At 38.9% G+C, this 14,043-nt stretch carries 11 protein-coding genes; all 11 read right to left on the bottom strand.

Annotated features, from left to right (window positions below):
- Window positions 1–4: 4 nt before the first annotated feature.
- The 11 genes from MHH87_RS17135 to rocF all read right to left on the bottom strand — a co-directional run bounded on the left by MHH87_RS17135 (window position 5) and on the right by rocF (window position 13,961).
- Complete coding sequence (locus MHH87_RS17135; protein ID WP_340750564.1) at window positions 5–1,576, bottom strand: AAA family ATPase; 1,572 nt, start codon at window positions 1,574–1,576, stop codon at window positions 5–7.
- On the bottom strand, window positions 1,569–3,707 hold the full coding sequence (locus MHH87_RS17140; protein WP_340750566.1) for a Mu transposase C-terminal domain-containing protein: 2,139 nt from the start codon (window positions 3,705–3,707) through the stop codon (window positions 1,569–1,571). The genes MHH87_RS17135 and MHH87_RS17140 overlap by 8 nt, the downstream gene beginning before the upstream one ends.
- On the bottom strand, window positions 3,707–4,516 hold the full coding sequence (locus MHH87_RS17145; protein WP_340750568.1) for a TnsA endonuclease N-terminal domain-containing protein: 810 nt from the start codon (window positions 4,514–4,516) through the stop codon (window positions 3,707–3,709). The genes MHH87_RS17140 and MHH87_RS17145 overlap by 1 nt, the downstream gene beginning before the upstream one ends.
- A gap of 27 nt (window positions 4,517–4,543) precedes the next feature.
- Entirely contained in the window at window positions 4,544–5,347 is an 804-nt protein-coding gene (locus MHH87_RS17150; protein ID WP_340750570.1) for a DUF5677 domain-containing protein, read from the bottom strand.
- A gap of 175 nt (window positions 5,348–5,522) precedes the next feature.
- Window positions 5,523–7,325 (bottom strand): glutamine--fructose-6-phosphate transaminase (isomerizing), encoded by a 1,803-nt coding sequence (gene glmS, locus MHH87_RS17155; RefSeq protein WP_340750572.1) that lies wholly within the window; start codon window positions 7,323–7,325, stop codon window positions 5,523–5,525.
- 883 nt (window positions 7,326–8,208) lie between these two features.
- The gene (gene glmM, locus MHH87_RS17160) at window positions 8,209–9,561 is read right to left on the bottom strand and encodes a phosphoglucosamine mutase (RefSeq protein WP_340750574.1); all 1,353 of its coding nucleotides are present in this window, start codon (window positions 9,559–9,561) and stop codon (window positions 8,209–8,211) included.
- Window positions 9,562–9,670: 109 nt separating this feature from the next.
- On the bottom strand, window positions 9,671–10,678 hold the full coding sequence (locus MHH87_RS17165) for a CdaR family protein (protein ID WP_340750575.1): 1,008 nt from the start codon (window positions 10,676–10,678) through the stop codon (window positions 9,671–9,673).
- Window positions 10,671–11,510 carry a diadenylate cyclase CdaA gene (gene cdaA, locus MHH87_RS17170; protein ID WP_340750577.1) on the bottom strand — a complete coding sequence of 280 codons (840 nt, stop codon included), beginning with the start codon at window positions 11,508–11,510 and terminating at the stop codon, window positions 10,671–10,673. Before cdaA ends, MHH87_RS17165 begins: the two co-directional genes overlap by 8 nt.
- A 233-nt stretch (window positions 11,511–11,743) precedes the next feature.
- A complete protein-coding gene (locus tag MHH87_RS17175) occupies window positions 11,744–12,355 on the bottom strand; it encodes a zf-HC2 domain-containing protein (RefSeq protein WP_340750579.1) in 612 nt (203 codons plus the stop codon).
- A 13-nt stretch (window positions 12,356–12,368) separates the two neighbouring features.
- Window positions 12,369–12,932: an RNA polymerase sigma factor SigW gene (gene sigW, locus MHH87_RS17180; protein ID WP_340750580.1), complete on the bottom strand. Its 564-nt coding sequence runs from the start codon at window positions 12,930–12,932 to the stop codon at window positions 12,369–12,371.
- A 123-nt stretch (window positions 12,933–13,055) separates the two neighbouring features.
- Window positions 13,056–13,961, bottom strand: coding sequence for an arginase (rocF, locus tag MHH87_RS17185; RefSeq protein ID WP_340751041.1), 906 nt, complete (start codon window positions 13,959–13,961; stop codon window positions 13,056–13,058).
- Window positions 13,962–14,043 lie beyond the last annotated feature (82 nt).

The following is a 14,043-nucleotide window of genomic DNA, read 5'->3' on the forward strand; positions in this document are numbered from 1 at the left end:
CCTCCTACATTGCAAATTCATCCAAAGGCGATTTAATATATCCTGCTTCCTTCAATAATTCATAATTTGATTGTTTATTTTTCTTTGCTTGTTCTACGATTTTTAACAATGTGCCTGTACTTTCTTTAGATACTTTTTGCTTCGGCTTGTTTAATTGTTCTGCTAAAGTAATAGCTGATTTCATTAATGTTGGTAAGTCTGCATTCTCTGTTTCATTCAATACCTTAGTAGCCGCTTTTTGTGCTATCTCGACATCTATTCCTAACGCTATTAAAGAACTCATAATGGTTTCTAAATGCGTAACTTGTTTGTCCTGACGTTTTTGAGCTTGAAGTTCCTTTTTCTTTTGAATCGTTGCCCTTAAATCGATTTTCGATTCTCGCATAACTAAATATTCTTCAATATCCATTGGCATAATATCGGCATATTTCTCTAGTTCAGATGTTCGCCCATCCTTCAGTGCTTTGAGCATTGGCTGTACTAACTTTAAATCATCTTTTGCTACTTGTTTAATTGCTGCTGACGTAATCATCTCGGCACCTGTTTCTATAGCTCTACCTTGTGCTAATGCAAACAATTTTACAGCTATATCTACAATACCTTGGCTTTCTTCGTATAAAGTTTGATTTAGCTCTTCAGTTAAGCTTGTGTGTTTTTGAATCCATTGGTATTCCCATAGACTCTCAATAAGTAAATCCCAATCATCGTCTTTCTTCATTTGCTGCCAAACCATATCTCCTTGACCACTACCTCTACGTGCCTGTCTAAAATCTTGTTGCAACACCGCTTTTGCTCTCATCGTCCCAATTAGTATTACAGGTACACCAACTTCATTAATCAACGTCACAAAGAAATTCATCATCTTCTCTGAATTATTATCTCTTGTCGCTAACAGATGCTGAATTTCATCAATAATGATAGCCCCAATACAATGTAAACGAGCAATTTTCCCCATTTGCGTAACCATGGAGCTGATTGAGTTTCTCCTACTCCCAAACTTCTCATAATAATTTGTGCCAAGTAGCGAATCCATTTTTAAAAAGAAATCTAAACATAAAGATTTTAACGATCCATCATGTGGACAATTTAATTTGAGCCACACAACTTGTATTAAATTTAGTGGATGCTCATGTAAAATCACTTGCGGATAAAGCGACAACACCCTTTCAATTGCTGTTGTTTTACCGATTCCCGAAAATCCCATTAACGTCATACTAGATGCTGTAGAACGTATATCTTGTGAGCCATTTAACGCACGATTATAATCTGGCAGTCTAGGATTTCGACTAACATAGCCATGACGTAGCAATCTAGAAAATCGTTGTTCTAAATCTAAATGCTGCATTACCGGCTGAAAGAATTTATTAATGCGAGGAATCTCATGATAGCGTATATGTGTTGGTAAATTTGCTTCCTGTACATCGTAAGGCGGATAGTAACTTAATTTTTCATATGCCTCTTCAGGTGAAAGAATCGGCGGCAATGCTTCGATTAAAGGATTGCCTTTAAAATCAATAATTTCTTGCTCGTTGTATACAACTGGCATAATCCCTCGAAAACTTGCTTGCTCATTCATCTTTATCACCCTTTCTACGTTTTAAAAAGTCTCGTACATTAGGTCTTTTAAAATCAGTTTCGGCGACTGTTTGTGGAAACGCTATAACCTCTGTATCTGCTACTTGCTTTTCAATTATTGGCTTTGATTCCGCTTTGCGCTGTCTTTCTTTTTCTTCCTTACGATTATCTCGAATCGCACTAACTTGCTCCAATTTACTTAGCGTTAGATCTTGCTGTTCCTTTTTCGCTTTCTCTGCTTTCTTAATAATTGCTTCCACATCAGCAATATAATCAACATCTTTTTGAAGCTGTTTATGATTTTGTCCCTTTTCTAGTAGGGTCTCTTGCTGTTTCCAATATGTTATTTCATCTAAACTTAAACCTTCATATCTTTTAGATACTTCTAGCATATAACAAGCTTCAAACGAACCATCTAAATCGTTTAATACATAAACATAGCTCATATTTCTAGGGTCATACGCTATTTCAATTTTCCAAGAGCCTTTCATTCGAGCATTTTCAAACCAGCTTTCTTGGATGGCTCTATCACAGCTATAAGATATGCCTTTAAATTGAATCCCTTTATAATTCACAGTAGCAGTACCTCTAGGAAGCAATTGAAGCTTCACTAAATCCTCAGCGAAGGCTCGTAACTTTCCGGTGCGATTTTTAATACCCCAATTCCACAATTCAAGAGGAATTGGCTGTACATCATCTGCTACTAAATCTCGGTCACGTACATACGTTTTTAAATAATGCTTTGTATTGTGTTGTAAAACTTGCTTAATTAAAATTTGCTTAAATTCCTTCAATGTCAATTTTGCATCTAATCTATAATCTTTTGCTCCGCGCTCTTGAAAATCTACGTCAATATAACCTGGCAGCAAAGGCTTTACTTTCTTTTGAATTAAATCAAATTGTTTCTCTACTATGCCTTTCCAATCAGCACGGTATGAAGCTGCATTCTCAACATGTAAATTAAATGCTTTTACCAGTCGTTCAACATTGTATCCTTCAAATTCACCTTTATCTGCCAACAAAATTTCTGGTAGGTGGCAACTTGGCCACTCCTCTTCATTTATTTCAATGTCATATTGCGCACAATACTTCTTTTTATCAGCAACAACATTAGTCATTGCCATCATAGCACCTGCCCATGAAGGACCTTCTAAACCTACATACATACCAACTACCATTCGGCTAAATACATCCATCACTAAATACACAACTGGGCGTCCTATGATCCAATTACGATTAATTTCCGAAACTAGGTAAACATCTGCAATTGTTGCATCAATTTGAAAGCGAGAGCCTGGACCAAATACTTCTGATTGAGATGTATTTAACACCGCACGATGATCTTTATTGAATCGTTTTTCACCTTTTCTTGCGACCAGTACTTCTGGTGCATTATATTCTTTTTGATACCAATATTTAAATTGTGTAAACGTAGGGATAGTTTCTTCATCTTTCAAAAGCACTTTTTCAATACCATTTTCATAATAAATATTCTCTATAAAAAATTCTCTAAGCATAAACTTATATGCCGTTGTTAAACTATTTTGTTTTGAAGTTAAGTAGTATTTTTCAATAGCTAACCTGAAAATTCGTTTGGTATCTTCATCAACATTTATTCCCGTTATGCCATTTAAAGACGGTCTACCACGCTTAATTTTTCCAACCTTTTTCTCTTTTCCTTTTCCACCAGAGTTTTTATAATCCGGGAACAAGGCATCTAATGTTTTACCTCTCGACCAGTATTTATATAAATATTTACGTACCGTTGGATAAGTTACTTGATGCTTGTCTTGTGTTTCTTTTATAAGCTTTGTACGAAAAGATTTTTCATAAATTGCGGGTTCTTCCTTTACGATTGCTTCAATAATTGCCCAAGCAGCATCTCGTAATTCATAATGCTTCTTTTCATATTCACTCGATACAATTACATCATAAGAAGTATCAATAACTTTTTTCCACTCACAAATAACAATCAGTTCACTTATTTCAGAGACCAATTTCTTTTCCGGAAAAGCTTTAGCATTATCAAGCTCTAAAATGTACATAATGACAGAGCCTGAATCGATCCAAAGAATTCTATATGTTTTATCCTGCTGGTAGTCTTGTAAAATTTCATTAATATAAAAATTCATTAAGCCCACCTCTTTTTAACGTCAGATGAACTCGCTACTACTACATTTGAAACATCATCATTTAAGTTTATTTTTTCATGCATATTCACTTTCAGTAATTTCTTTGCTAAAGCGTGCTTATATAGGCTAATAGCTGTTCCTATCTCAAAATTATATTTCATGTCGAATGCTTGTAGGTTTGCAAGGATAGAACCCGTAAAGCTACTCCATTCCTCAATTAGCAAAGCTACAGTCTCAGGGTCATCAATAAAATAAGCATCACGTAAAAATTTTAAATTGCTAATGAAAGTTACAGGTAACTCTTTTTCAGTCACAATTGCCCAATCGATTCCTTGCCGCTCCCAATAGTACTTCTCTATTTCGAATTTTTCGATAATTCTTCCGTCATTAAGGTCTTTTTCAAATTTCATGGTACGCGCTTTGTAGACAATCGAGGAGCCTTCTCGCATAGTTAAAAAGCAATCTGTAGTCATTACAATCGGGGTGTTGGTTTTACTATCAATCGGATGTTTAATACCTAGGTCCTCAGCTATTTTTAATGTCAGCTCTCGCTCTAAAGGGTATTGTTCACGAATATCAATTACATTTTCTGCCCAGTCACAAAAGCAATGATAATTGAACTCTAAATCCGAAAATAAATGATGCTCACGCGTTGTTTTCCATCCCATGAAGCGATGCACCCGTCCACGTGATGGAACGTCTTGAATCGTTAGCCAAGGCTTGTAAAAGGCAAGTTCACCTTGCCCTCTACCTTCCTTGATATACCGAGAGATTTTTACTTCAGTCCAACCGGTTTGACGTTTTGGCAAATACAATCATCTCCTTTTAAATTGAGATTAATTAACACTCAAATATGGTTTGATTTTTATAAAGAAGTTTTGTAAGCTACAAAGATATTCGGGATGTTTAGCTCGAGTAAACCTAAGTATTGCAGAAGTTAATAAACTTCTAGTTGCTACAAAGTTATATTCATCTAAGTTTGAATTAAACGTAGCTTTAACCGGTTTAATCGTAATCGCTTCTCCTGATTTTCTAATACTATTTAGTGCCATGTACATGTGTGCTCCTGTTGATAAAAGGCCATATAAATTTGACACTAAAGTTTCAGGTTCATCTTCTTCCGCTAAATATATTGCTAACTGGTTAATACTTTTAGGTCCACCATCTAAAGAATACCATTTGGGAATAAACCTTCTACGGTCTTGATTTTGTAACTCATCAAATTTTATTAAAACTTCTTGTAACTCTTCTAATGCCAACTCTTGTTGATGGTAGCTCAACCCTCTACTAAGGAGCGCTCTTTCTTGTTCATTCAAACTCCCTTGTTCTACAGCATTAATCTGCTGCTTATGATATCCAATTTTATATGCTTTGGCTCTATCATCTGTTTTTGTTGAATCTTGAAGTATATACTCCAATGACAAAGCTGCTTCAAGAAGACCTCGATAATTTAGCTCTGCTGGACCAGCAAGACCATTTGCTGCTGATACTCTAACACCTTCACTTAGTTCAATAATCTTTCTATATAAAGCGGTGATTACCATTGTTGAGACATCATCTAAACTTTTTGTTGCTTTAAAAACTTCTAATTGTTTAGAAGCAAATTGAATTGACTCTTTCAAAAGATCATACGGTTTCATTAGTATTCCAACTCCCTTTTCATAATAAAAACACCCGTTTGCTTATTTTGATTATAAGCGAACGGGTGTAAATAGTTCAAATATTTAAATAACTATTTTATATTTTAAACGACTTTATTATTTTTTAAACAACTTTATTATCCAAACACAAATTCCAATTGATTCAAAACTACTTTTATTCCACAGTTACAGACTTAGCCAAATTACGTGGTTTATCCACATCACAACGACGGTGAAGCGCTGCATAGTAGCTAATTAATTGTAGCGGTACTACAGATACTAATGGTGTTAATAATGGATGTACGTTCGGGATGACTAAGCGGTCGCCTTCTTCCTCCATGCCTTCCATTGCAATGATACATGCATTTGCGCCACGTGCAACTACTTCTTTTACGTTGCCGCGGATGTTTAGGGCTACGGCTTCTTGTGTTACTAGTGCGAATACTGGTGTGCCGTCTTCGATTAGAGCGATTGTGCCGTGTTTTAGTTCGCCACCAGCAAAACCTTCTGCTTGGATGTACGAAATTTCTTTTAGTTTTAGTGCGCCTTCAAGTGCTACGCAGAAATCCACGTTTCGGCCGATGAAGAAAGCGTTGCGTGCGATTTTTAGGTAGTCTTCAGCGATTTGCTCCATGACGTCTTTTGAATCGATTACTGTTTGGATCGCGTTTGCTGCGATTGCTAATTCTGTTTTAAGATCGAAGTCGATTGCTTTACCCGCTGCTTTACCTGTTACGTAAGCCGCTACTGCAAGCACTGCGATTTGTGCAACGTAAGCTTTAGTTGATGCTACTGCGATTTCTGGACCAGCGTGTAATAGTAATGTGTAGTCTGACTCACGAGAAAGCGTTGAGCCTTGTACGTTTGTTACTGTTAGCGCTTTATGACCCATTTCTTTAATTTTCACAAGTACTTGGCGGCTATCTGCAGTTTCACCTGATTGTGAAATGAAGATGAATAATGGCTTCTTAGAAAGAAGTGGCATGTTGTAGCCGAACTCACTTGAGATGTGTACCTCTACCGGAATGCCTGCCATTTTTTCGAAGTATTGTTTGCCGATTAAGCCTGCATGGTAACTTGTTCCTGCTGCGATAATATATAGACGGTCTGCTTCTGTTAATGCTTGCTCGATGTCAGCATCAATTGTTAGCTCGCCTGCTTCATTTTCATAAGCTTGAATGATTTTACGTACAACAGTTGGCTGCTCATCCATTTCTTTCAACATATAGTGAGGATATGTGCCCTTTTCGATATCGCTCATGTCTAGTTCTGCTGTATAGGGTGCGCGCTCAATAACACGGCCATCTAATGTAGTAATTTGTACACGGTCTTTGCGCACGATGACAACTTCTTTATCGTGTAATTCAATAAATTGATCCGTTACTTGTAGCATAGCCATTGCATCAGAAGCAACAACGTTAAATGTTTCACCTACACCAACTAATAATGGAGATTTATTTTTCGCCACGTAAATTGTTTCACTGTCTTCATTGTCTAGTAATGCTAGTGCATATGATCCGTGCAGTAATGATAATGTTTTACGGAATGCTTCCACAGTTGATAGACCTTCTCTAGAGAATAAGTCTACTAATTGTACGATAACTTCTGTATCTGTATCCGACTGCATCGGGATGCCTTTAAGATACGCTTTTTGTAATAAATGATAGTTTTCGATAACGCCGTTGTGTACTAATGTGAAGCGACCCGATGCACTAGTGTGCGGGTGCGCGTTTAGGCGATTTGGTACGCCGTGAGTTGCCCAGCGTGTGTGTCCGATGCCGATTGCTGCTTCTACGTCTTCGTCTACTGCTTTACGTAGGTCAGCAATACGTCCTTTTTCCTTAAAAACCGTTACGCCTTCTTCATTGTGTACTGCAATACCGGCTGAATCATAGCCGCGGTATTCTAGTTTTTCTAAGCCTTTAAGTAAAATTTCTTTAGCGTCAAATGCGCCATTATATCCAACTATTCCACACATAATTTAATTTCCTCCGATGAATGCTACGGGCCACTTACGATGCATCTTTTTTGACAATGCGAAAGTAGGCTACAGATTTGCGCCTTTTTCGCGGTGTCGTTCTGTCTAACGAGCGGATGCGAATTCGGGCTTTGTAGCTTAAGTATTTGTATTAAGTTTGATGCCTTTTCGTTCTTCTATGCAGTAAATCACTTTACTGTTTTAAAACGAAATTAACAACCGGGCATTCGCGATCGGGAGGTATCCGCCGAAATTTCGATAATCCTCCACCTCGTCAACTAAGGATAGTTACTGTCCGTCCGATTTCCTTAGCTCAGGCGCTATAATTGGTTTCCTTTTTCATTTATATTGCGCTGTTCTTTCCTCCTTATTTCAGCGCACGCTTACATCCAAATTATTGGTAATTTTTAGGGGTGTAAATGCAAACAAGTATATCATACATAATTCAATAGTATCCGTCAAATAATCCATAAAAAAAGGAAACGGCTAGCATGAAATCCATACTAACCGAGAGTAATTAAAGTCCTACTTCTTCAAGTAATTTAATGATCTCTCTATTAAATGCAGAGAGGTCTTCCGGTGTGTGGGTGTACAACTACTAACTTGTTTTATGAATGCACTAATTTTCGCTGCGAACGGGATTACTTGTCTCCTGAACGAACCGACTCATACCTCGAACGCACTAACTTGCCGCCTGAACGAACTAACTTCGCGCAAGCGCACCAACTTGCACTGCGCACGCACTAACTTACCTCCTGAACGAACTAACTCTTGCTCCAAACGCACCAACTTACACCCCAAACGCACCAACCTCCCCCCAACACACCACAAAAACATAAAAACACACCGAAAAATTACTTTTCGGTGTGTCCTCAATATAAGATTATTCAGCTAAACCCATTTCAGCACGTACTACGTCTGCGATGCGGTTTACGTATGTTTCACATGCTTCCTCAGAAGACGCTTCAACCATTACGCGAACTAGTGGCTCTGTACCTGAAGGGCGAACTAACACACGGCCATTGCCTGCCATGTCGGCTTCTACTTCACTAATAACAGTAGCAACCTTTTCGTTTTGAGTTACGGCATACTTGTCTGTCACGCGTACGTTTACTAAACGTTGCGGGAAGATCATCATGTCCGATGCAAGCTCAGATAATTTCATACCTGTCGCTTTCATAATGTTAACAAGCTGGATACCTGTTAGTAAGCCATCACCTGTTGTGTTGAAGTCTAGGAAGACGATATGGCCTGATTGCTCGCCGCCAACATTATAATCATTTTTGCGCATTTCTTCGACTACGTAACGATCGCCAACTGCTGTTTGTACGCTTGTCATGCCATTTTGTTCAAGTGCTTTGTAAAAGCCCATGTTGCTCATGACTGTAGAGACAACGGTATTTTTGTTTAAGCGGCCTTTAGCACTTAAATATTTGCCAATAATGAACATAATTTGGTCGCCGTCTACGATTGCACCATTTTCATCGACAGCGATTAAACGGTCGCCATCACCATCAAAGGCAAGTCCTACATCAGCGCCACGCTCAATTAAGAAAGCAGCTAATTTTTCAGGATGTGTGGAACCAACGCCTTCGTTAATGTTTAAACCGTCTGGTGAAGAACCCATCGTTGAAATATCCGCCTCTAAATCGGCAAATAAATGTGTAGCTAATGAAGACGTTGCTCCGTGTGCACAATCTAGTGCAACATGGATGTTTTCGAAATCTTCTTCTACTGTTTGTTTTAAGTAAGAAATATATTTTTGTCCACCCTCGAAGTAGTCTGTCACCGAACCGATGTCAGCACCTACTGGACGCGGTAATGTATCTTCGTCTGCATCAATTAGCGCTTCGATCTCTGCTTCTTGTGCATCTGTTAATTTAAAGCCATCTGGGCCGAAAAATTTAATGCCATTATCTTCAACTGGGTTGTGTGATGCTGAAATCATGACACCTGCTTCTGCATTCATCACACGTGAAAGATACGCAACTCCTGGTGTACTAATGACGCCTAAACGCATTACTTCTGCGCCAATCGATAAAAGGCCTGCAACAAGTGCGCCTTCTAACATCTCTCCAGAAATACGTGTGTCACGTCCAATTAAAACTTTCGGGCGATCCTTTGCATCCTTCGTTAATACGTATCCACCAATACGTCCAAGCTTAAATGCAAACTCTGGCGTCAACTCACTATTAGCGACTCCGCGGACGCCATCTGTTCCGAAATATTTACCCATTACTTTTTCTCTCCTTCAATGCTAGACATTCCTTGCTTTTGTTTGACACATTCGTTCAATACAAATCATAGGAACGAATTAATTTGCATATGTGACCCGCTAAGGTTTATCAGTTTTCTTCATTAACTGTCTCTTCTGCATTTACTGCTTCTGATTCTCTTGCCTCAACTTCTGTAGTTGTCTTGGTCACATCTGCTTGTACAGTAATCTTTTCTTGTGATAACTTTGCCGCACCCGCTGGCAAAGTAATACCCATCTCATATGAACCAGATTCCTTAATTTTAGATACATCTACGTCTACTACTACTTCTGTCAATGCATCAATCTTAGACTTTGGCCCATAAACAATAATCGTTGAAGGTTTTGTCGATAATTCATTAATCGTGACACCTTCTGCCAGCTCACCCGTTTGTTTAATTGTAATCGGGAGCTCTCGACCATACTCATTAATCTCTACTTTTACGTTAACTTTTTCAGGATAAATCGTGACACCTAGTTTATTTAAGTCACGGTCTAGTACCTTCACATTTGCCTCTTGCTGGAATGAGGCATTAATACCGGCATCAGCTTTTACTGTAGCTTTCACATAACTGATGCTCTCAATTACACTTTTTGCACCTGTAATTAATACTTTGCTCGGCTCTATTGTCATGCCTCTTAAAATATAGTCATCTCCGATTAGGAGGTGGTTCATTTCAGGATCGACACGGAACTCCTTTGCCACCTTCTCTTCAATCACTACATTAACCGTTTCCGGGTCAATCACGACATCGAGTTTTCCTGAAAAGTTTTCCTGCTGTATTGTAACTCTATGTTCCCCAATTAACAATGAGTTTAAATCAACAAACACTTTATAGTCTTCTAATAATTTCGTTTGAACCACGATTTGCATCGGTCCAGAAATCTTCACATCCACTGTTTCTGGGAGGCCGGTTACAAGAAGATTCTCATCATCATAATACACCTCAAGCGGTACATTCGTAATAATATCTGTTTCAGTAGACGATGGTGTATCTTTACCAGTATTATTTTCAGACTGCACATAGAAAAATAGGAGTACCGATAATACAAGTGCTGTAATGCGTAGCACCCAGTAGCTATCAAATAATTTATCCATTCTTTTTCCCCCCCCAAGTCCACTTAGAGGCTAAGTTTGAATCTTGCTCAGGGCCGAACCACATTTTCCGAAGCATTCCTTCAAATTCAGTAATCGATAGGTTGCGATGCAGATTGCCATTTGCTGTAATACTGATTGCTCCTGTTTCCTCTGAAACAACAACAGTAATTGCATCCGTTACCTCACTTAAACCCAGTGCGGCGCGGTGACGGGTCCCTAGTTCTTTTGAAATAAAAGCACTTTCTGATAACGGTAAATAACATGCAGCCGCTGTAACTTTATCCTTTTGTACAATAACTGCCCCGTCATGTAGTGGCGTGTTTGGAATAAAGATATTAATGAGCAGTTCAGATGAAATATCTGCATTCATTTTTATGCCCGTTTCAATGTACTCATTTAATCCAGTTTCGCGTTCGATGGAAATTAACGCACCAATTCGACGCTTTGCCATATAGCTGACCGATTTTTTCATCGCTTCCACAAGGCGCGTTTGCTCCTCGTCTTGCTGGCTAATCGTACGTTGGAAAAGTAACTTTCCACGCCCTAGTTGCTCAAGTGCTCGTCGAATTTCCGGTTGGAAAATGATAATAATCGCTAAAAAGCCCCAATCAATAACTTCCTGCAATAGCCAATCCAACGTATCCAAACCAAAGATATTTGTAGCGATTTTGGCTAAAACAATGACAAATAGCCCTTTTAGTAATTGAACAGCTTTCGTTCCTTTAATAAGGGTTAACACTTTATATATTACGTACCATACAAGAAATACGTCTAATAGCCTAAATACGACACTTACAGGCGCTAGGTCTGTAAATTGCTCAATCATTTGCATGTGGCATCCCCCACTTTTTATCGCTAATCCATATAAAACCTAGTATATCATATTTCTTTTGAATACAACTTTATTTTAGAAGTACGCACCTCGTACAAATTAGGACGAGATGCGGTGATTTTTGATGTGGTGAAGACATTTTTCCTCTCTTCACCGCTTAGAAAAAAGTCTACTCGTTCGAGTAGACTTTTTCATTATCCAATGGACGCAAAATCAATAAAAAAATTTCCTATCTATTCGAATAAAGCTAGAAAATTTAACGTTCCCTCTTTAATTTTGTACCATAACCACTGGAACATTTGGTCGATTTCCTCGATTTGCCCAGTCACTACTGCTGTAGATGCCATATAACTGCCGTTAATAACAGTAATATTGCCGTCTACTTCACCTTCTACAACAATATCCCCGTTTTTCACGACAATATCTCCCTTCACAACCTCACCTTTAGGGACGATAACCGTTTGCCCATCTACAATTAAATTCGGCTGCTTTGTTACGGAGAACTGATTGTCATTTGGGTAGCTACCAAGAAGTGTAGCACTCATGAATAAGAAAAACACCGCGACTGCGACAATGATTGGATGCCTACGTAACCATTTTTGGACACCGACCGTATTTTTGCGTTTTGGCAGGCGCTTCATTACATGATCCTCAAAATGCGGAGGTGCTGTAATATGTGCCGCGCTTTTCACAAATGCAATCGTGTCACTTAATTCATGCATATGCTGTTGACAGACCGTACAGCCTTGCAAATGCTTTTTCAGCAATTGCTCATGCTCACGACTAATATCGCCATCTAAATATTCGTGCATATAATCCACAAATTGTGATGAACACGTACTCATGCGAATCCTCCTCCTACAAATTGTTTAATTGTTTTCGCAGTGCTTCACGCCCACGATGAATTCGAGTTTTCACAGTACCCAATGGCATATTTAAAATTTCACTAATCTCTTGTAACGATAATTCTTCAATATACTTTAGGACGATGACAGAACGGTATTTATCCGGCAAACGGCTGATTTCGTATTGAATGCGGTCCTGGAGTTCCATTTGCTCGACCGCTTCCTCTGGCAATTGATCATCTGCTGCAATTTGAGAGTACATATCTAATCCATCCGTACCCGCGACTTGCGCATCTAAATAATAATCCGGCTTCTTCTTTCGAATTCGGTCAATACAAAGATTCGTCGCGATTCGGTATAACCACGTTGAAAATTTTCGTTTTTGATCGTATGAATGAAGATTTATATAAGCGCGCACAAATGCTTCCTGCGCGATATCTTCTGCTTCTTGCTTGTTACCGAGCATCCGATAACAAATCTGGTACAGCTTGTGCTGGTAGAGGTTCACAATATCGGTGTATGCGTTTTGGTCACCTTTGAGCACTTGCTTTATTCTTTTATTCACTAACGCATCCATTGTGTCTTTCCTCTCCACCTTTTCGGCTGTTCTATATTTACGGATTGATTCTTAAAAGGTTTCATTTATTTAAACTTATTATAACAAAATATCGCCATAATAATTGTAAGAAAATAGCACTAGTTACACAAGCGTCTCACCGAATAGCGAGCCAATGAGCGCCACTGCTACGTCTGCTGTTTTATTACGTTCGTCTAAAATCGGATTCACCTCAACAAATTCAGCAGAGGTAATCAACTTTGCTTCCTGTAGCATTTCCATAGCAAGATGACTTTCACGATACGTAATTCCGCCCGGCACAGGTGTACCAACGCCCGGTGTATACAGCGGATCAAGCGCATCAAGATCTAACGATAAATGCACTCCGTCTACTTGTTGCTGTTTTAAATAGTGAATCGCTTCCGCCATAACATGCGCCATGCCGAGGCGATCGATTTCATGCATTGTATAAATTTTTATATTTAATTGTTGAATAAGTGCGCTCTCCCCTTCATCAATCGAACGACCACCAATAATAATAATATTTTCTTTTTTTATTTTTGGTAAGTTCGTGCGAATTGATGTTAGACGCTCATGCCCAAGACCTAAACTCACCGCTAATGGCATTCCGTGAATATTGCCTGAAGGTGTTGTATCGGGAGTATTTAAATCTGCATGCGCATCGAACCAAATTACGCCTAAGTTCGAATAATGCACACTTAGCCCAGCAAGCGTACCAATGGCAATGCTATGATCGCCGCCTAATACGAGAGGTATATGTTGATGCGCTACTACTGCATCCACCTTAAGGGCAAGCTCTTTATTGATTTTAATAACTTCCTCTAAATTAAGAAGCTTCTCCTGATCCGTTAGCTCCTGCTGTGCCGTCCCACCACGAATATCGCCCTCATCAACTACGTTAAAATTGAGCGCTTGTAAACGCTCCTGCACCCCTGCATAACGAAGTGCACTAGGACCCATATCTACGCCGCGTCGCTGCTGTCCGTAATCACATGGTACACCGATAATTGAAATTGTTTTGCCTTGCATCATGTTATCCCCCTTTGTTCCATACCCTGCTATTCTAAGGTGAAGTGACTATCCTGCACAACTAAGTAAATTCCGGGCTTTT

The organism is Solibacillus sp. FSL H8-0538 (genome assembly GCF_038003525.1).
Taxonomy (GTDB): Bacteria; Bacillota; Bacilli; order Bacillales_A; family Planococcaceae; genus JBBOPI01.

Excerpts from the sequence above, each read along its gene's own strand:
- MHH87_RS17135 (WP_340750564.1), bottom strand. The coding sequence starts at position 1,576 with ATGAATGAGCAAGCAAGTTTTCGAGGGATTATGCCAGTTGTATACAAC.
- MHH87_RS17140 (WP_340750566.1), bottom strand. The coding sequence starts at position 3,707 with ATGAATTTTTATATTAATGAAATTTTACAAGACTACCAGCAGGATAAA.
- MHH87_RS17150 (WP_340750570.1), bottom strand. The coding sequence starts at position 5,347 with ATGAAACCGTATGATCTTTTGAAAGAGTCAATTCAATTTGCTTCTAAA.
- glmS (WP_340750572.1), bottom strand. The coding sequence starts at position 7,325 with ATGTGTGGAATAGTTGGATATAATGGCGCATTTGACGCTAAAGAAATT.
- glmM (WP_340750574.1), bottom strand. The coding sequence starts at position 9,561 with ATGGGTAAATATTTCGGAACAGATGGCGTCCGCGGAGTCGCTAATAGT.
- MHH87_RS17165 (WP_340750575.1), bottom strand. The coding sequence starts at position 10,678 with ATGGATAAATTATTTGATAGCTACTGGGTGCTACGCATTACAGCACTT.
- cdaA (WP_340750577.1), bottom strand. The coding sequence starts at position 11,510 with ATGCAAATGATTGAGCAATTTACAGACCTAGCGCCTGTAAGTGTCGTA.
- MHH87_RS17175 (WP_340750579.1), bottom strand. The coding sequence starts at position 12,355 with ATGAGTACGTGTTCATCACAATTTGTGGATTATATGCACGAATATTTA.
- sigW (WP_340750580.1), bottom strand. The coding sequence starts at position 12,932 with ATGGATGCGTTAGTGAATAAAAGAATAAAGCAAGTGCTCAAAGGTGAC.
- rocF (WP_340751041.1), bottom strand. The coding sequence starts at position 13,961 with ATGCAAGGCAAAACAATTTCAATTATCGGTGTACCATGTGATTACGGA.